A 17197-nucleotide genomic window follows, 5' to 3' on the forward strand; every position below is an offset into this window, starting at 1 on the left:
CGATAGACAGTATGGCCGGTGAACCCCGTTTCACACGCCACTCCGTCGGCCCGCTCAGCTGGCCGCCCGAGCCTAGGATTGTCACATGACCCATGGCGAGATCGCCGGCACCGTCGCCGGCCTTCGTAAGACCTTCGAGGCCGGCACGACCAAGTCGCTGGCCTGGCGCGTCGACCAGTTGAAGGCCCTTCGGCGGATGCTCGTCGAACGCGGCACCGACTTCGAGGCGGCGCTGCAGAGCGACCTCGCGAAGAACCCCACCGAATCGCAGCTCGCAGAGATCGGCTTCGTGGTCGGCGAGATCGACCACACGTTGAAGCACCTGCGCTCCTGGCTGCGCCCGCGCTCCGTCAGGGTGCCGGGCGCCGTCATGCCCGCCAGGGCGTCCATCGTGCGCGAGCCTCTCGGTGTCGTCCTCGTCATCGCCCCCTGGAACTACCCTGTGCAGCTGCTGCTGGCGCCGGTCGTCGGTGCGATCGCTGCCGGCAACGCCGTCGTCATGAAGCCGAGCGAACTCGCCCCCGCGACGTCGGCGGCGATCGCACGGCTGGTTCCGCTCTACCTCGACCAGCGGGCCGTCGCCGTCGTCGAGGGCGCCGTCGACGAGACCACCGAACTGCTCGCGCAGCGGTTCGATCACATCTTCTTCACGGGCAACAGCCGCGTCGCGCGGATCGTGATGGCCGCGGCCGTCGCCGACCTCACACCGGTGACGCTCGAGCTGGGCGGGAAGTCGCCGGTCTACGTCGACGACACGGTCGACATCGACGCTGCGGCAAGGCGCATCGCGTGGGGCAAATTCATGAACGCAGGCCAGACCTGCGTCGCCCCCGACTACCTCCTCGCGACCGCCGAGGTCGCCCGCCGGCTCGAGCCCGCCCTCATCGCCGCAACCCGCGAGCTGTACGGCGACGATCCGTCGGCCAGCCCGGACTACGGCCGCATCGTCAACCAGCAGCATCTCGACCGGCTGACCGGGCTGCTCCCGTCGGGCCGCGCGATCGTGGGTGGAAGCTCCGACGAGGCATCCCTGTACCTCGCACCGACGGTGCTCGCCGACGTACCGCGCGATGCGCCGATCATGGAGGACGAGATCTTCGGTCCCGTCCTCCCGATCGTGACGGTGAGCGGTCTCGACGACGCCATCCGCCTCATCACCGTGGGGGAGAAGCCGCTCGCCCTCTACGTGTTCAGCGAGAACGACAAGGTCCGTCGCCGCTTCCTCACCGAGACCAGCTCGGGGGCGATCGGTTTCGGGATCCCCGCGGCCCACCTCATCGTGCCCGGCCTGCCCTTCGGTGGGGTCGGCGAGAGCGGGACGGGCGGATACCACGGCGACCACTCGATGCGCACGTTCAGCCACGAGAAGGCCGTGCTCAGCAAACCGCTGAAGCCCGACACGATCCGGCTGATCTCGCCCCCGTACACGACCGGCAAAGACCGTTTCATCCGAGGGCTGCTCAGGAAGCTCGGCTGACACCATGTCCCGAGGTTCGCGCGCTAAAGTCGACTCGTCGACAGCCACAAGCATGCCGACGGAACACGATGCCACCGCACAACGACAGGCAATGGAGCCACCAGTGAATACCCCCAGCACGACCGCAACGCCCCCACGCACGAGCCCGGTCCCTCTCATCGACGCTTCGGAGAACGTGTCAGACGTTCCCACCCCGACGGCGGTCCACGGACCCGTGCGGATCGAGAGCGACTCCCTCGGCACCCGCGAGATCCCCGCCGACGCCTACTGGGGCGTCCACACCTCTCGCGCTCTCGAGAACTTCCAGATCGCCAAGCGGCCGATCTCCGTCTACCCCGATCTGATCGTCGCCCTCGCGAGTGTCAAGCAGGCGGCCGCGCGTGCCAACCTCGAGATCGGCGTGCTCGACCCGCACAAGGCCGACCTCATCGACCGAGCCTGCCAGCTGATCATCGACGGCGGGTTCCACGACCAGTTCGTCGTCGGCGTGATGCAGGGCGGCGCCGGTACGTCCACCAACATGAACGCCAACGAGGTCATCGCCAACATCGGTCTCGAACTCGACGGGCACGCCAAGGGCGAATACCAGTTCCTGCACCCGATCGACGACGTCAACCGCAGCCAGAGCACGAACGACACGTACCCGACGGCGATCAAGATCGCCCTCACCTTCGCGCTCTCCCACCTGCTCGACGAGCTCGCACTGCTGCGCGACTCCTTCGCCCGCAAGGGTGAGGAGTTCCGTCACGTGCTCAAGGTCGGCCGCACCCAGCTGCAGGATGCCGTGCCGATGACGCTCGGCCAGGAGTTCCACGGCTTCGCCACGACCCTCACTGAGGATCACGCCCGCCTCACGGAGACGAAGTGGCTGCTTGCGGAGATCAACCTCGGCGCGACCGCGATCGGCACCGGCATCACGGCCGACCCCGGCTACGCCGCGGCGGCCTGCCGTCACCTCAACGTGATCACCGGGCTCAACCTCGAGACGGCACCGGACCTGATCGAATCGACGAGCGACGCCGGCGCCTTCATGTCCTTCAGCGGGTCGCTGAAGCGGTCCGCCATCAAGCTCTCGAAGATCTGCAACGACCTGCGACTGCTCTCCAGCGGACCGCAGGCGGGTCTCGGCGAGATCAACCTCCCGCCGCGCCAGGCGGGCTCGAGCATCATGCCGGGCAAGGTCAACCCTGTCATCCCCGAGGTCGTCAACCAGATCGCATTCTCGGTCGCGGGTGCGGACGTAACGGTCACCATGGCTGCCGAGGGCGGCCAGCTGCAGCTCAACGCCTTCGAGCCCGTGATCGCCCACTCGCTGCTGCAGAGCATCACCTGGATGACCCAGGGCTTCCACACCCTGCGCGTGAACTGCATCGACGGGATCACCGCCAACGAGGAGCGTCTCGGTGCGATGGTGGGCTCATCCGTCGTCGTCATCACGGCGCTCATGCCGCACATCGGCTATTCGGCGGCTGCCGCCCTCGCGAAGACCGCCCTGCTGACCGGTGGAAACGTGGCCGACCTCGTCGTCGAGGCCAACCTCATGAGCCGCGAAGAAGTGACCAAGCTCCTCTCGCCCGCCCGCCTCAGCGGTCTCGAATCGATCACGACGAGCATCCCGGTCATCACGTAGGGCGTCGCCTGTCGCGAAAGTCGATCAGGTGACGCGGCAGTAGGTCGTGAGATAGCCGATGCCGCCGATCGACACGGTGACAGTCGAGCGGTCGCGCAGGAACACCGGAGGGGTGCGGGAGTAGCCCGCGCCCCCCGGGCTCCCCGTCGAGATGAGGGTGCCGGGCTGCACGGTCGCCGACCGCGACAGGAAAGAGATGATCTCGGCGACGCTGCGCACCATGTCAGCGGTGGACGCATCCTGCAGGATCGCTCCGTCGACGTTGGTGGTGAGCCACAGGTCCTGAGGGTCGGCGATCTCGTCGGCGGTCACGACGACCGGGCCGTTCGGGGTGAAGCCGTCGAACGATTTGCAGCGGGACCACTGCGCCTCGGAGAACTGGAGGTCGCGCGCCGTGATGTCGTTGACGACGGTGTACCCGTAGACGTAGTCCAGCGCATCGCGAACGTGCACGTCACGCGCGGGCTTGCCGATGATGACGCCGAGCTCCGCCTCGTAGTCGACCTGCGTCGTCAGGTCCTCCGGCCACGTCGTCGTCCCCTCGTGTCCGGCCAGCGAATTGGGCCAGAGCGAGAACACGGTCGCGGCCTTCTCGCTCCGGAGCTTCAGCTCGGACGCGTGGGCGGCATAATTGGCCCCGATCGCGATCACCTGGGGCGGCCGGAGAACGGCGGATGCGTGGCGCAGGTCGCGAATCGGCTCGAGCTCGGTGCGGTTGGCGACGGCGTTGTCGACGACGGCCCGAACGTGCGCGAGGCCGTGGTCGCCGCGTTCGATCAGCTCCTGGAGGTCCCGGGGTGCCTCATCCATCACCTCGTCCAGGAAGAGAGCCCCGTCTCCGACGACGGCTGCTAAACGTGGATGGCGATCTGTGGCGGTGCTGAGGTGCGAGAATCTCACGTCCCAAGGCTATCGGGCGGGCTCGGCTGCCGGAAAACGTCGCCAGGAACAGCTAGCGTTGGTGTGTGTCCATCGGTGAAAGACGGCCCGGACTCGCGGGCGGCGGCGACGAGGCGTACCGCCTCGATGCGAGCCTGCCGGAGATCGACTGGTCGATAGCCCCGGTCGGTGCGGCCTTCTCCACCTTCACCGCACCCAGTGGCGAACTGGCAAATTTCTCGCTCGGCAACCCGAACGACCCGCGCGTGGTGCTCATCCCCGGGGTGACCGGTTCGAAAGAGGACTTCTACCTGCTGGCGCCCATCCTCGCCGCCGGTGGCTACTTCGTGCAGAGCTTCGACCTCGCCGGCCAGTACGAGTCGGCGGAGGCCGGCCCCGTGCCCGGCGGCCACTACACCTACGAGCTCCTCGTGGCCGACGTGGTCGCGTTCCTCCGCGCAGGAGCACCGGCGCACGTTCTCGGGTATTCGTTCGCGGGCATCCTCAGCCAGCTCGCCCTGGTGGAGCATCCGCACCTGTTTCGCAGCCTCACCCTGCTCACCACACCGCCCGAACCGGGGCAGGCGTTCCGCGGGGTCCGCACGATCGGATGGCTCAGCTGGTTCCTCACCGGGCGGCAGGGCGCCGGCCTCATGATCTGGGGCATCGTCACCAACAAGAACAAGGTGCCTCCCAGCCGGCTCGCGTTCGTGCGCGCGCGGTTCGCCCTGACGCGGCGTTCGAGTGTCGACGACATCGTCGGCCTGATGAAGCGGGTGCCCGATACGCGGGCGGGCGTCGCTGCCAACCCCATCCCGAAACTGGTCGCCACCGGAAACCACGACCTCTGGCCGACGCACCTGCACGCGGCGTTCGCGAACCGGATCGCGGCGAAGCTCGCGGTCTACCACACCGGTCACAGCCCCTGCGAGACGGCGCCCAACCAGCTCGGCCGCGACATGCTCGCGCTCTTCGCCTCCGCCTGACCCGTCCGCCTGACCCGTCCGCCTGACGCGTCCGCCCGACCCGTCCGCCTGGCGCGTCCGCCCGACCCGTCCGCCTGGCGCCTGCTTTCCTCGCCGATCAGTCCGCGGTCAGGCGATGGCTCCGGGGAGGTCCTGTTCGGCGTGCTCCTCTTCCCAGCGGCGCCGGGCAGCACGCCTGCGCCAGGGCGACTCCTCGGGCAGGTGCATGCGCAGCGTGGAATACGCCCAGCTGAGCCGGCGCCCGAGGCCGCGCCAGGTCGCGAACGGGCGCGACGAGATCCCGACCGTGAGTCGTTCGTCGAGCCGCACGATCTGGTCGGGATCGAGGTGGATGCTCAGGTCGAGGTCGTCGTGGATCTCGCGCAGGTCGCGGTGAACGCGGCCGCGCACCCGCTGCCACACGTCGCGACGCATGGCGAAGTTCGAGCCGAACACCGGCGGCTGGCCGAGCCAGATCGACATCGACCAGAAGAAGCCCCCGATGTAGACGGTCTGCCCGATTCCGGCGACCAGCGGGTTGCCGTCGTAGAACACGCCGGGACCCGTGAGCACCGAGATCTCGGGCGACACGGTGAACTCGGCTTCGATGTGCATGAGCCAGTCCTCGGGCGGCCGCGAGTCGGCGTCGAGCCGCGCGATCAGGTCGCCTGTGGCGGCGTCGTATCCTGTCGCCGCCGCCGGCCAGATCCCGCGCACCGGCTGCTCGATGACCCGGGCGCCGCCTGCCATCGCGACCGCGGCCGTGTCGTCGGTGCTGCCGTTGTCGACCACGATGATCTCGTCGGCCGGGCGCAATTGCGCCTGCAGGTCGCGCAGGCACCGTTCGAGCATGACGGAGTCGTCCAGAGCCGGAATCACCACGGTGATCGAAGGCACGTGCGCGTCCTCCTCCGTTCCGGCTTAGGCTCCGATCCTACGCCTGGGCCGCTCGCCAGAGGTGCATTCCGGCGTAGCTTCGCCACGGAGCCCAGGCCGCTCCGTGCGCGGCGAGTTCGCGCGCTTCGGAGGGCAGGCCGAGACGGGCGGCGCCCTGGCGGATGGCCAGGTCGCTGGTGAGCAGGATGTCCGGGCTCCCCAGCACCCGCATGGCCACGTAGCCGGCGGTCCACGGGCCGATCCCGGGGAGGGCGGTCAGCCGCGCCTCCAGTTCTTCGCGGGATTCGCCGACGTCGATGACGAGGCTGCCGTCGGCCAGCGCCTCCGCTGTTGCGAGGATCGTCTGGACACGCCGGGCGGGACCGCGCAGGACCTGCCGGCCGCCTTCGGCGATCTGTTCCGCGGTGGGGAAGAGGCGCGTGAACGGCGCGGCGTCGATCGGGGTGCCGAGGGCGTGGGTCAGGCGGGCGAGCGCCGTACGCGCACCCGCGACGGACACCTGTTGCCCGATCAGGGCCCGGAACAGGATCTCCTCGGCATCGACGCTGCCCGGCACGCGCCTGCCGGGATTGTCGCGCACGCTGTCGGCCAGCGCCGGGTCCGCGGCGAGTCCTTCGTCGATGGCGACCGCGTCCGCATCGAGGTCGAGCAGCCGGCGCACGCGTGCGACGAGGGGAGCGAGGTCGGCGACATCGGCGAGGTGGGCGTCGCAGATCACGTGGGGGGCGGTCGCCGTCCCACCGAGGCTGAGGGTGACGACGGCCGGTCCGTGCGGCAGGGCGAGGGTGCGCGAGTACATCGACTCATCGCCGGCCTCCGCTGTCGGTACGGCACGCGCCGCGAGAAAGGCGAAGAGCGCGGCGCCGTCGAACGGGGCGCGGGCGGGGAGGCGGAGGGTCAGGGACGCCGCCTGCCCTGCATCCGCGTGCGCATGCGTCGGCCGGTCCGGGCGCCCTTTCGCCGACGCCCGGATCGCGCCCGGCGTCGTACGGTAGATCTCGGCCATGGTCTCGTTGAACTGGCGCACGCTGGTGAACCCCGCGGCGAACGCCACGTCGGTGATGGAGAGGTCTGTGCCGGCGAGCAGGAGTCGAGCGGTCTGGGCGCGGTGTGCGCGCGCGAGCGCAAGCGGACCTGCGCCGAGTTCGCTGGTCAGCACCCGCCCCAGGTGCCGCGGCGTGTAACCGAGGCGGCGCGCCAGCCCGGGCACTCCTTCGCGTTCAACGGTGCCGTCGGCGATGAGGCGCATCGCGCGGGCCGCCAGGTCGTCGCGGACATTCCATTCGGGGGAGCCCGGAACAGCGTCGGGCAGGCAGCGTTTGCAGGCGCGCAGCCCCGCTTCGTGGGCTGCCGCCGCGGTCAGGTAGAAGGTCACGTTGCCGGGTTTCGGCGTCGCCGCCGGACAGCTGGGGCGGCAGTAGATGCCGGTCGTGTGCACGCCGGTGATGAACTGGCCGTCGAACCGCGCATCCCTCGACGACATCGCGCGGTACCGCTCCGCGAACACGGGGTCGGCCAGCGGTGCGTCGGAACGGTTCGAGCTCATGCTTACAGCCTGACACCTGCCACCGACCATCGGTAGCGGAAATCGGACGTGACTGGCCGCGGCTAGTCTGGCACGCATGGATGTGATCACCTGGCTCTCTGCGGCACTCGGCCCCGAAGCCGTCGCCGCGGGAGCGCTCCGCACCGACCCCGCCGAGCTGGATGCGCTGCGCACCGACCGGTCGGGCTGGGTTTCCCCGGGTCGGCCTCTCGCCCTCGTCTCGGCGCGCTCGGTGGCCGACGTCCAGGCGACGATGCAGGCGGCCACCGAGTTCCGCATCCCGGTCGTCCCGCGCGGTGCGGGTACCGGCCTCGCCGGCGGCGCGAACGGCACGGATGGGGCGATCGTCCTCAGCGTCGCCGGGATGAACCGCATCCTCGAGATCAGTCCGGAGGACGAGCTCGCCGTCGTCGAGCCGGGCGTGATCAACGCCGACCTGAACGCCGCGCTCCGGCCCCACGGGCTCTGGTTCGCGCCCGACCCCGCCAGCAGGGCGATCTCCTCGGTCGGCGGCAACATCGCGACCAATGCAGGTGGCCTGCTCTGTGCGAAGTACGGCGTCACCCGCGAGGCGGTGCTCGGACTGTCGGTGGTCCTTCCCGACGGCCGGCTGATCCGCACGGGTCACCGAACCGTGAAAGGTGTGACGGGTTTCGACCTGACGGCGTTGTTCGTCGGGTCCGAGGGCACGCTCGGCGTGATCGTCGATGCCACGGTGCGCACCCTGCCCCTTCCCGTGGGCGGCGTGACGACGATCGGAGCGCTGTTTCCGGATGTGGGAAGCGCAGCCGCTGCTTCGGCACGCGTCACCGCATCCCGCCTCCGCCCTGCCGTCATGGAACTCCTCGACGGGCCGGCGCTCGAGCGCATCGCGGTGTTTCTCGGCAGAGAGACGATCGAGGCGGCGATGGGCGCGTCCGGGGGCGCGGCCTTCCTTCTCGTCCAGTTCGACGGCCTGGCATCGTCGACAGACGCCGCGGCCGCATCCGAGCTGATCCGCGCCTCCGGGGGCGCCGTGCGGGTATCCGCGGACGCCGCAGAAGGCGAGCGGCTCCTGGCCATCCGCCGGGCATTCCATCCGGCGCTGGAGGCACAGGGGACGGTCCTGATCGAGGACGTGTCCGTGCCCCGCTCACGGATGCCGGAGATGTTCGCGGCCATCCGCGCGATCGGCGAGAAGTACGGCATCGTCATCCCGACCGTCGCGCACGCCGGCGACGGGAACCTGCATCCCAACTTCGTGTACGAGGGCGACGACGTTCCCGACCGGGTGTGGGAGGCGGCCGGTGAGCTGTTCCGAACCGCGATCGCGCTCGGCGGAACCCTGACGGGGGAGCACGGTGTCGGGCTTCTGAAGCGACGCTGGCTGGCGCATGAGCTGGGCGCCGACGCTTACGAACTCCAGGTGAAGGTGAAGTCGGTCTTCGATCCGCTCGGCATCATGAACCCCGGCAAAGTGTTCGGCTAGGTGTTCATCGACTCGGCGTTGTTCCTTAAAAAGACTCATCGCCCGGCGGTGCGGCGATGCCTGCGACTCTCCCGAACGATGAGTTGATCTGTAACTAGGGTGGCCCGGGGCCCCGCCGAATGCAAGAGCGGATTTCGGACATCCGGTCGTCGAGCGCCGTTTGTGCGTGAACGCGCGGACGGCTTTGACGCAGCGTCGCTCGGCGCGGTTGGATGGACCCATGACTGATTCGAAGCATGAGAAGCCGGAGATCGACGCACCCGAAGGCCCCGCTCCCGAGGCCCTCGAGATCGTGGACATCGTCGTGGGCGACGGCGCGGAGGCGACTCCGGGCGCCAAGGTCGACGTCCACTACCTGGGCGTGGAATACGACTCGGGCGAAGAGTTCGATTCGTCCTGGAGCCGGGGGCAATCGATCAACTTCCCCCTGAACAACCTGATCCGCGGCTGGCAGGAGGGCATCCCCGGCATGAAGGTCGGCGGTCGCCGCAAGCTGACCGTTCCGCCGCAGCTCGCCTACGGCCCTGCCGGTGGCGGTCACCCGCTGAGCGGCAAGACCCTGATCTTCGTGATCGATCTGCTCGGCGTCAGCTGAGCGACGCTCCGGCCCTGGTGCGCGCCGCATCCGGGCGCTGTGTACGTGCCCTGTTCCGACCCTGAGCCCGGGCGTAAGGTGTGTGCCATGCCCGTCATCGATGCGTTTCCACCAGGCACCCCGGTGTGGGTCGACCTGCAGAGTTCCGATCCTGCCGGGGCCGCGGCGTTCTACCGCGACCTGTTCGGCTGGGAGGTCGCGCCCGCGACCGACGAGATGGGCGGCTACGCGGTCGCGACCCTCAGTGGTACGCCGGTGACCGCGATCGGACCACTGCCGCCGATGGTCGCGGACGCGGGCGGCCGCTCGACCTGGACGACCTATTTCGTCGTCGACGACATCGAGCGCGCCGCGTCGGCGGCGACCGATCACGGCGGCCAGGTGCTCGTGCCGCCCGGCGAGCTCGCCCGCGGGGTGTTTCTCGCGATCGTGGCCGACCCGACCGGAGCCGTCTTCGGCCTCTGGCAGCAGGAAAAAGGATCGCCCTGGCTCCGCAACGAACCCGGTGCGGTCGACTGGCTCGAACTCGTCGCCGACGGGTATGAGAACTCGCTCGGGTTCTACGAGAACGTGCTCACCGTCGGCGTCAGCCAGACGGCCATGAACGAGGGCGTGTACACCCTGTTCGACGTCGGCGACGCGAACGTGGCGGGGGCGTCGTCACCGTGGGCGCCCGACACTCCGAGCCACTGGCTCGTCTACTTCCAGGTCGCGGACCTCGACGCAGCCATCGCACGCCTCGTCGGGCTGGGCGGGGCGACCCTCTCGCTGCCGCTGGCGGCGACAGGGGTCGGCCGCTGGGCCGTCGTCGTCGATCCCTTCGGCGGCGCGTTCGCGCTGCTCGAACCGGAGCGCGAGGCGGCCTGATGGCGATACGCCGTCCGCGTCAGCACGACGATACGCAACCCTTGACCAGCGATTCGGAGATGACCGGGCTGCCCGAACTCCCTGACGACGACGACACGGTCGTTCTCGACGGCGACACCGTTGTTCTCGACGGCGACACCGTTGTTCTCGGCACGGTCGTCTTCGAACAGGATGCGGTCGACACCGCCGTCGACTTCGCGACCGTCGAGGCCGACCGCGCGGATGCCGACGAGACGGCCGTGCTCGACGAAGCGTTTCTCGAGACGGCGGATGCGCGCCCCTGGGAGTTCTCACCCGCGCAGCTGGTCAACGACCCGCTGCTTGCCGCAGACGACGAGATCGTGGCCGACCTGGGACGAAAGCTCCGCTGGGCGGCGTTCCTGTACGGTCTGGTCGGCATTGCGCTCGCCTGGACGGTCGCAGCACAGCTGACGATCGGTCTCGGACCGGGCCTCGGTGCGTACGCCTGGGCGGCCGGCGCGACCATCATCATCATCGCCGTCGGCATCTGGTATTTCGCACACGTGGCCGACGCCTACCGCGACGCCGGCGCGTACCGGGCATCGCGCTCGGCCTACACGCTGCGGCGGCTCGACCGCGAGCGCGTCATTCTGCTCACGGAGGAGCTCGGCCGCTGGATCGCGGTCGCGCTCGTCGGGTTCCTCCTCATTGTGGGCGTCGTGACCGGGCTGCTGTTCCTGGCCGACCCGAACGCTGGTAAGCGCCTCGTCCCCCTCGCCACCGTGCCCGTCGTCGCCGTCTACGTCTTCGGCTTCATCGCCCTCACGTACCGCCTTGTGGACAGGGCTCGCGACGCCGCGATCTGACCTGGTCGCGGTCCAGGGACGCTGTCGGGGTCTGGTAAACTGACTCGGTTGCCGTCTGAACGGCCGCGGAGAAAGAGAGCCCAGGCATCCTGCCCCGGGCACCGCGCAACGAGAGAAAGGGGATCCCATCTATGGCACTTGAAGCCGATGTCAAGAAGGCGATCATCGAAGAGTACGCGACCCACCCCGGTGACACCGGATCCCCCGAGGTTCAGGTTGCGATCCTGACCAAGCGGATCAAGGACCTCACCGAGCACCTCAAGGAGCACAAGCACGACCACCACTCGCGTCGTGGCCTGCTTCTCCTGGTCGGCCAGCGTCGCCGCCTGCTGGGCTACCTCGCAGACATCGACATCAACCGTTACCGCTCGCTGATCGAGCGTCTCGGCCTCCGTCGATAACCTCTGCAGGAGTCGGCGCGGCAGCTCATCGTTGACCACGCGAACTTCTTGCGAACGGGCCGTCACCTTCGGGTGACGGCCCGTTCGTCGTCTGCCGCGTCAGACTTCTCCGCTGCCGGTTGCGGTGGCCTACTCGACGTGGGAAGGGTCCATCCAGAGCGCTTCCCACATGTTCCCGTCCGGGTCCTGGAAGCTCCGGGTGTACATGAATCCGAGGTCCTGCGGGTCGTTGGTCTGGATGCCGCCGGCCAAGATCGCCTTGTCGGCGATCGCATCCACATCCGCTTTGCTGTCACGCGAGAGCGCCGTGATCGCGGCAACGCTTGTCGACGTGTCCGCGATGTCCTTCGAGGTGAAGGTCGAGAAGTACGGTTTCGTCACGATCATGGCGTAGATGGTGTCGCTGATGACGACGCAGGCCCCCTTCTCATCGCTGAACTGCGGGTTGATGTCGAAACCGAGTGCGGAGTAGAACGCCTTCGACCGCTCGAGTTCCGAGACGGGGAGGTTCACGAAGATCATGGTCGGCATGGTTCAGCTCTCTTCCGGTGTCTGTTCACGTGACGCGATGCGTGCGCGATCAACGATAGTCACGCCGGTGAGGGCGGCCGCAACCAGTGCGACACCGAGCACGGCGCCTTCGAGCCCGATCACCGGGGACGCCAGGGGGAGCAGGAGCACGAGCGCCGCCGAAACGGCGATGGACAGCGGGCGGATGACCGGCTCGTCCACCACAGGCGCGTGCAGCGCCCAGAGCATCACGAGGTAGACGGCGACGGGGATGGCGATCGCATACTCGACCACGACATCCGCCGTGCCGACCTGACCCGCGCCTCGCTCGACCGCGACCTCGAGGCCCGCGCCGAGAGCGGCAAGCGAAGCGAACACGAAGTAGTGGCCGTAGCCCCAGAAGTACGAGAAGCGCCGATGCGCCTCGAGCGCATCACCCGCCGGCTCCAGGAAGTACAGCCACCACAGCGCGAACAGGAGGACGAGACCGGATGCGGCGATCGTCACGAGCGGAAGCGTCAGGCCGCTGTGGTCGAGGCCCTGCTGGACTCCGATCGCCGACGCTGCGACCGACTCGCCGAGCACGATGATGGTGAACAGCCCGTAGCGTTCGGCGATGTGGTGCGGGTGCCAGGTCGTCGTCCCCGTGCGTTCCGCCCAGAGCGGCACCGACAGGTCGGCCGCAGCAAGAACAAGGAAGCTCCAGACCTCCGTCCCCGGGGGGAGGGCGAGTCGTGACAACCAGCCGACCTGTACCACCGAGATGCCGATCGCATAGCGCAGGGCTGTCGTTCGGCGCGCCGGATGTTCGATGGCGGCACGCACCCACTGGCTCACCAGCCCGACGCGCATGATCAGGTACCCGATGGTGATGGCCGTGAAGTTCCCGCCGGCGAAGGCGGTCGGTACTCCCGCGGCGAGTACCAGCACGCCTCCCATCTGGATGAGTGTCAGCAGGCGATACGGAACGTCGTCGGTGTCGTAGGCCGAGGCGAACCAGGTGAAGTTCATCCACGCCCACCAGATGGCGAAGAACACCATGCAGTACGGGCCGATTCCGCTGGCGGCGTCGCCTCCGGCGATGCGGTGGGCGAGCTGGGAGGCGACCTGGGCGATGGCGACGACGAAAGTGAGGTCGAACAGGAGCTCGAGGGGGCTCGACACGCGGTGGAGCTCGTCGGTGGACCGGCCGGTCATGCGCGAGCGGATGCCCGGGAAGCGCGGGCCGCGCGCGGAGCCGCTGGGCGTCGTCATGCAGACAGACTAGGGCCTTCGACTCCTTCACAATGAGGGGGTCGGACGAGTTGTCCACAGTTTAAGTGCAGGTCAGGGGCCGTTATCGGTGGTCCATGCTTGGATGGACACATGTCAGATCACCGGCCGCACGTGCCCACGGCGGACGTACGCCACGGGGATCCTTACGGCGCGCGCTCGCGTGAGGTGGGCGACGCGATCAGCGAGTTGCTGGGCGATCTGACGGGTGATCCGAGCTTGCTCAGCGAGGCAGAGCTGCGACGGCGGCTCAGGATCGCTGCCGAACTCGGGCGGCGGATCGACGCGGTGAAAGCGACGCTGGCGGCGGAAGCGGCGGCGCGGTCACGCCGGATCGACGGACACGGAGGGTGGGCGGCGCGCGAAGGGCATCGCAATGCGGAGTCGCTGGTTCGCGAGATCTGCGGTTCGAATTATCGCGAAGCGGCCACGCTCGTCCGTGTGGGCGAATTGATGGCCACGCCCGCCGGTCTCGGATCGGTGGCCGACGGTGTGCGCGACGGTCGCATCCATGTCGACGCGGCCGATGGAATCGTCCGGGCGCTCGCCCCGGTAGAGGCGCAGGCAGACATGGCGGCGTTCAGATCGGCTGCCGAGACACTCGCCCGCGAGTCCGAATCGTCGCACGCCGACGCCGTGACACGGATGGCGAAATCCGTGCGCGACACGCTCGACCGCGGAGGCGTCGCCGAACGTGAGCAGCAGTTGCGCGACAAGCGCTTCCTGACCATCGGTCCGGAGATCGACGGGATGCGCCGCCTGTCGGGCCTACTCGATCCCGAGTCGGCCGCAGTCGTCGTCTCGGCGGTCGATGCGGTGACAGCTCCGCGCCGCGGCGGCCCGAGGTTCGTCGACCCGCTACAGCAGGACCGGGCTCGCGCCATCGTCGACGATGAGCGCTCGCACGGCCAGCTCGCGCTCGATTCGGTCGTGGAGATGATCCGGATCGCCGGTGAGGCGGACCCGGGCCGAGTCTTCGGCACCACGCGGCCGGCCGTGCGGGTCACGATCGCCCTGGAAGATCTGCGGGCCGAGGCGTCCGGTGCAGACGACGGTGCTGCACACGTCGAGTCATCGGCTGAGCCGCTGAGTGCGGCGACAGCTCGTCGGTATCTCTGCGACGCGGGCGTCCTGCCGATCGTCTTCGGAGGCAGGAGCGAAATTCTCGACGTCGGCCGGACCGAGCGCTGCTTCACGCGACCGCAACGAGTGGCCCTTGCAGCCCGGGACGGCGGATGCCGCTGGCCGGGCTGCGATCGACCGCCGTCATGGACCGAGACGCACCACATCGACCCGTGGTCATCCGGAGGTCGCACAGACCTGGCTGACGGAATTCTGCTGTGTCGACATCACCACATGTTGCTGCACAACAACGGGTGGTCCGTGGTGCGGAGTCGCGGCCCAGGTGAGTTCGACCTGCTCCCGCCGCCCGACGTCGACCCCCTGAGGCGAGTCCGGCCGATGCCGAGCCGCAGACGCCACAACAGCGGCACGAGCTGATGGAGGCCCGCTACGATTCACGGGTGCCGGCACGCTCTTCGATCCTTCATGGCGTCCTCGTCGCACTGACCGTCGGCTACATCGCGTTCGTCGGCTGGGTGACGCTCACGCCGCAGCCCGCCGCCCCCGACCCGAACAGCTTCGTGCAGCAGCTCATCCGGCTCATCCTGGGCAGCGCCGCTTTCCACTGGCTCGGCTACGCGGGCCTCGAGTTCACGGCGAACATCGGGATGTTCATCCCTGTCGGTGTGCTGCTGGCGCTGCTGCTGCCGCCGAGACGCTTGTGGGTGGCTGTGCTGATCGGGTTCGCCATGACCGTGACGATCGAGACGGCCCAGTTGTTCATCCCGGGGCGCTTCAGCGACATCCGGGACATCATCGCGAACACGGCTGGTGCGGCACTGGGCGTCGCGATGGTGAGCCTCGTCCGGGCGGCGAGCGCGCCCCGGAGTGCGGTCGGCGAACCCCGGGAATAGATACCGACGCTCGATGGTTTGGTCGGATATCCATGCAAACGCATTGAAATTGGAGTAGCCAGAAATGCAGTTCGGAATCTTCACCGTCGGCGACGTCACCACGGACCCGACCACCGGCCAGACGCCCACGGAACATGAGCGCATCAAGGCCATGCTGACCATCGCCCAGAAGGCGGAAGAGGTCGGCCTCGACGTGTTCGCCCAGGGTGAGCACCACAACCCGCCGTTCGTGCCGTCCAGCCCGACGACCATGCTCGGCTATATCGCTGCGAAGACCGACCGGATCATCCTGTCGACCTCCACCACCCTCATCACCACCAACGACCCGGTCAAGATCGCTGAAGACTTCGCAATGCTCCAGCACGTGGCCGACGGCCGAGTGGACGTGATGATGGGCCGCGGCAACACCGGCCCGGTCTATCCGTGGTTCGGCAAAGACATCCGCCAGGGCATCGAACTGGCGCTGGAGAACTACAACCTCGTGCACCGACTGTGGCGTGAGGACTTCGTGGACTGGGAAGGCCAGTTCCGCACCCCGCTGCAGGGCTTCCAGTCGACGCCCCGCCCGCTCGACGGCGTTCCTCCGTTCGTGTGGCACGGGAGCATCCGGAGCCCGGAGATCGCCGAGCAGGCCGCCTTCTACGGCGACGGCTTCTTCGCCAACAACATCTTCTGGCCGAAGGAGCACTACATGCGCCTCATCCAGCTGTACCGCCAGCGCTTCGAGCACTACGGCCACGGCACGGCAGACCAGGCGATCGTCGGGCTCGGCGGCCAGGTGTTCATGCGCAAGAACTCGCAGGATGCGGTCCGCGAATTCCGGCCGTACTTCGACAACGCGCCCGTCTACGGGCACGGACCGTCGCTGGAGGAGTTCACCGAGCAGACACCACTCACCGTCGGCAGCCCCCAGGAGGTCATCGACCGTACACTCACCTTCCGCGACTACTTCGGCGACTACCAGCGCCAGCTGTTCCTGATGGACCACGCCGGCCTGCCGCTGAAGACGGTGCTCGAGCAGCTCGACATCCTCGGCGAGGAAGTCGTGCCCGTGCTTCGCAAGGAGTTCGACGCCCTTCGCCCTGCGAACGTGCCCGACGGCCCCACGCACGAGGCACTCGTCGCGGCACGCGACGCGGCCGAACTCGCCGAGGACCTGGCCGACGCATCCGCTGCGGTGCCCGAGAGCGCGGAGGTCCAGCGATGACCGAACGCACGATCGCGGTGATCTCGGCGGGCCTCAGCCAGCCGTCATCCACCCGGCTGCTGGCCGACCGGCTCGCGGACGCCACCGTGAGCAGGTTGGCCGAGCAGGGCATCCAGGCGAAGGTCGAGGTCGTGGAACTCCGTGACATCGCGAAGGACGTGACCAACAACCTGCTGGCCGGCTTCCCCAGCCCGACGCTCGCCGACGTGATCGAGAAGGTCACGACGGCCGACGGGATGATCGCGGTGACTCCGATCTTCACCACCAGCTACAGCGGGCTGTTCAAGTCGTTCTTCGACGTGCTCGACCCGTCTGCGCTCGAAGGCATGCCCGTCGTGCTCGGGGCCACCGGCGGGACCGAGCGCCACTCGCTCGCCCTCGAATACGCGATGCGCCCGATGTTCACCTACCTGCACACGAACGTTGTCCCGACGTCGGTCTACGCGGCGTCAGCGGACTGGGGCAGCGGTGCCGACGCCGTGAAGGCGCTTCCGGACCGCGTCGAGCGTGCCGCAGGCGAGTTCGCGGCTCTCGTCGCGGCATCCGACCGCTCCAGCCTGGTGAAGGATCCCTTCGACCTCGAAGGCGACTTCAGGTCGATGATCGGCGGCTTCCAGGCCGAGTAGACGCCACCAAAGGTGCCAGTAAAGGGGTTCAAGCGACGCTTGAACCCCTTGTGG

The 17197-nt window shown here is 68.4% G+C and carries 17 protein-coding genes; 12 read left to right on the forward strand and 5 right to left on the reverse strand.

The genetic code is table 11. The features are described 5' to 3' along the window. Positions 1-85: 85 nt before the first annotated feature. Complete coding sequence (locus G3T36_RS16630; RefSeq protein WP_163290938.1) at positions 86-1477, forward strand: aldehyde dehydrogenase family protein; 1392 nt, start codon at positions 86-88, stop codon at positions 1475-1477. Between the two features lie 214 nt (positions 1478-1691). Then, entirely contained in the window at positions 1692-3107 is a 1416-nt protein-coding gene (locus tag G3T36_RS16635) for an aspartate ammonia-lyase (RefSeq protein WP_338031624.1), read from the forward strand. Positions 3108-3131: 24 nt separating this feature from the next. Here G3T36_RS16635 and G3T36_RS16640 read toward each other — a convergent pair whose 3' ends face one another. Beyond that, a complete protein-coding gene (locus G3T36_RS16640) occupies positions 3132-4007 on the reverse strand; it encodes a fumarylacetoacetate hydrolase family protein (protein WP_163290939.1) in 876 nt (291 codons plus the stop codon). Positions 4008-4072: 65 nt separating this feature from the next. On the opposite strand from G3T36_RS16640, the gene G3T36_RS16645 reads away from it, so the two are divergent. After that, positions 4073-4972 (forward strand): alpha/beta fold hydrolase, encoded by a 900-nt coding sequence (locus G3T36_RS16645; protein ID WP_163290940.1) that lies wholly within the window; start codon positions 4073-4075, stop codon positions 4970-4972. Positions 4973-5080: 108 nt separating this feature from the next. On the opposite strand, the gene G3T36_RS16650 is transcribed toward G3T36_RS16645, so the two are convergent. Further along, the gene (locus G3T36_RS16650; RefSeq protein WP_163290941.1) at positions 5081-5848 is read right to left on the reverse strand and encodes a glycosyltransferase; all 768 of its coding nucleotides are present in this window, start codon (positions 5846-5848) and stop codon (positions 5081-5083) included. Positions 5849-5885: 37 nt separating this feature from the next. Then, the gene (locus tag G3T36_RS16655) at positions 5886-7394 is read right to left on the reverse strand and encodes an AlkA N-terminal domain-containing protein (RefSeq protein WP_193571304.1); all 1509 of its coding nucleotides are present in this window, start codon (positions 7392-7394) and stop codon (positions 5886-5888) included. A 76-nt stretch (positions 7395-7470) separates the two neighbouring features. On the opposite strand from G3T36_RS16655, the gene G3T36_RS16660 reads away from it, so the two are divergent. The 5 genes from G3T36_RS16660 (at position 7471) to rpsO (ending at position 11552) form a co-directional block, all read left to right on the forward strand. Then, positions 7471-8862, forward strand: coding sequence for an FAD-binding oxidoreductase (locus G3T36_RS16660; RefSeq protein ID WP_163290943.1), 1392 nt, complete (start codon positions 7471-7473; stop codon positions 8860-8862). 220 nt (positions 8863-9082) lie between these two features. Beyond that, a complete protein-coding gene (locus G3T36_RS16665; protein ID WP_163290944.1) occupies positions 9083-9457 on the forward strand; it encodes an FKBP-type peptidyl-prolyl cis-trans isomerase in 375 nt (124 codons plus the stop codon). Between the two features lie 87 nt (positions 9458-9544). After that, complete coding sequence (locus G3T36_RS16670) at positions 9545-10324, forward strand: VOC family protein (RefSeq protein ID WP_163290945.1); 780 nt, start codon at positions 9545-9547, stop codon at positions 10322-10324. A 41-nt stretch (positions 10325-10365) separates the two neighbouring features. Continuing rightward, positions 10366-11151 carry a hypothetical protein gene (locus G3T36_RS16675; RefSeq protein WP_163290946.1) on the forward strand — a complete coding sequence of 262 codons (786 nt, stop codon included), beginning with the start codon at positions 10366-10368 and terminating at the stop codon, positions 11149-11151. 131 nt (positions 11152-11282) lie between these two features. Next, entirely contained in the window at positions 11283-11552 is a 270-nt protein-coding gene (gene rpsO / locus G3T36_RS16680; RefSeq protein ID WP_163290947.1) for a 30S ribosomal protein S15, read from the forward strand. Between the two features lie 129 nt (positions 11553-11681). Here the strand turns inward: rpsO and G3T36_RS16685 are convergent, their stop codons facing one another. Together G3T36_RS16685 and G3T36_RS16690 are read right to left on the reverse strand one after the other, a co-directional pair. Next, positions 11682-12083, reverse strand: coding sequence for a VOC family protein (locus tag G3T36_RS16685; protein ID WP_163290948.1), 402 nt, complete (start codon positions 12081-12083; stop codon positions 11682-11684). A gap of 3 nt (positions 12084-12086) precedes the next feature. Further along, entirely contained in the window at positions 12087-13316 is a 1230-nt protein-coding gene (locus G3T36_RS16690; RefSeq protein WP_205245078.1) for a low temperature requirement protein A, read from the reverse strand. A 111-nt stretch (positions 13317-13427) separates the two neighbouring features. Here G3T36_RS16690 and G3T36_RS16695 point away from each other — a divergent pair, with 111 nt between their 5' ends. From G3T36_RS16695 to G3T36_RS16710, 4 genes are all read left to right on the forward strand, one after another. Further along, positions 13428-14834: an HNH endonuclease signature motif containing protein gene (locus tag G3T36_RS16695; protein WP_163290949.1), complete on the forward strand. Its 1407-nt coding sequence runs from the start codon at positions 13428-13430 to the stop codon at positions 14832-14834. A gap of 23 nt (positions 14835-14857) precedes the next feature. Beyond that, the gene (locus G3T36_RS16700; protein WP_163290950.1) at positions 14858-15310 is read left to right on the forward strand and encodes a VanZ family protein; all 453 of its coding nucleotides are present in this window, start codon (positions 14858-14860) and stop codon (positions 15308-15310) included. A gap of 64 nt (positions 15311-15374) precedes the next feature. Next, the gene (locus G3T36_RS16705) at positions 15375-16517 is read left to right on the forward strand and encodes an LLM class flavin-dependent oxidoreductase (protein ID WP_163290951.1); all 1143 of its coding nucleotides are present in this window, start codon (positions 15375-15377) and stop codon (positions 16515-16517) included. Further along, positions 16514-17143: an FMN reductase gene (locus G3T36_RS16710; RefSeq protein WP_163290952.1), complete on the forward strand. Its 630-nt coding sequence runs from the start codon at positions 16514-16516 to the stop codon at positions 17141-17143. Before G3T36_RS16705 ends, G3T36_RS16710 begins: the two co-directional genes overlap by 4 nt. Positions 17144-17197: the final 54 nt, after the last annotated feature.

It is taken from the genome of Leifsonia tongyongensis (assembly GCF_010686705.1).
GTDB classification, from domain to species: domain Bacteria; phylum Actinomycetota; class Actinomycetes; order Actinomycetales; family Microbacteriaceae; genus Diaminobutyricibacter; species Diaminobutyricibacter tongyongensis.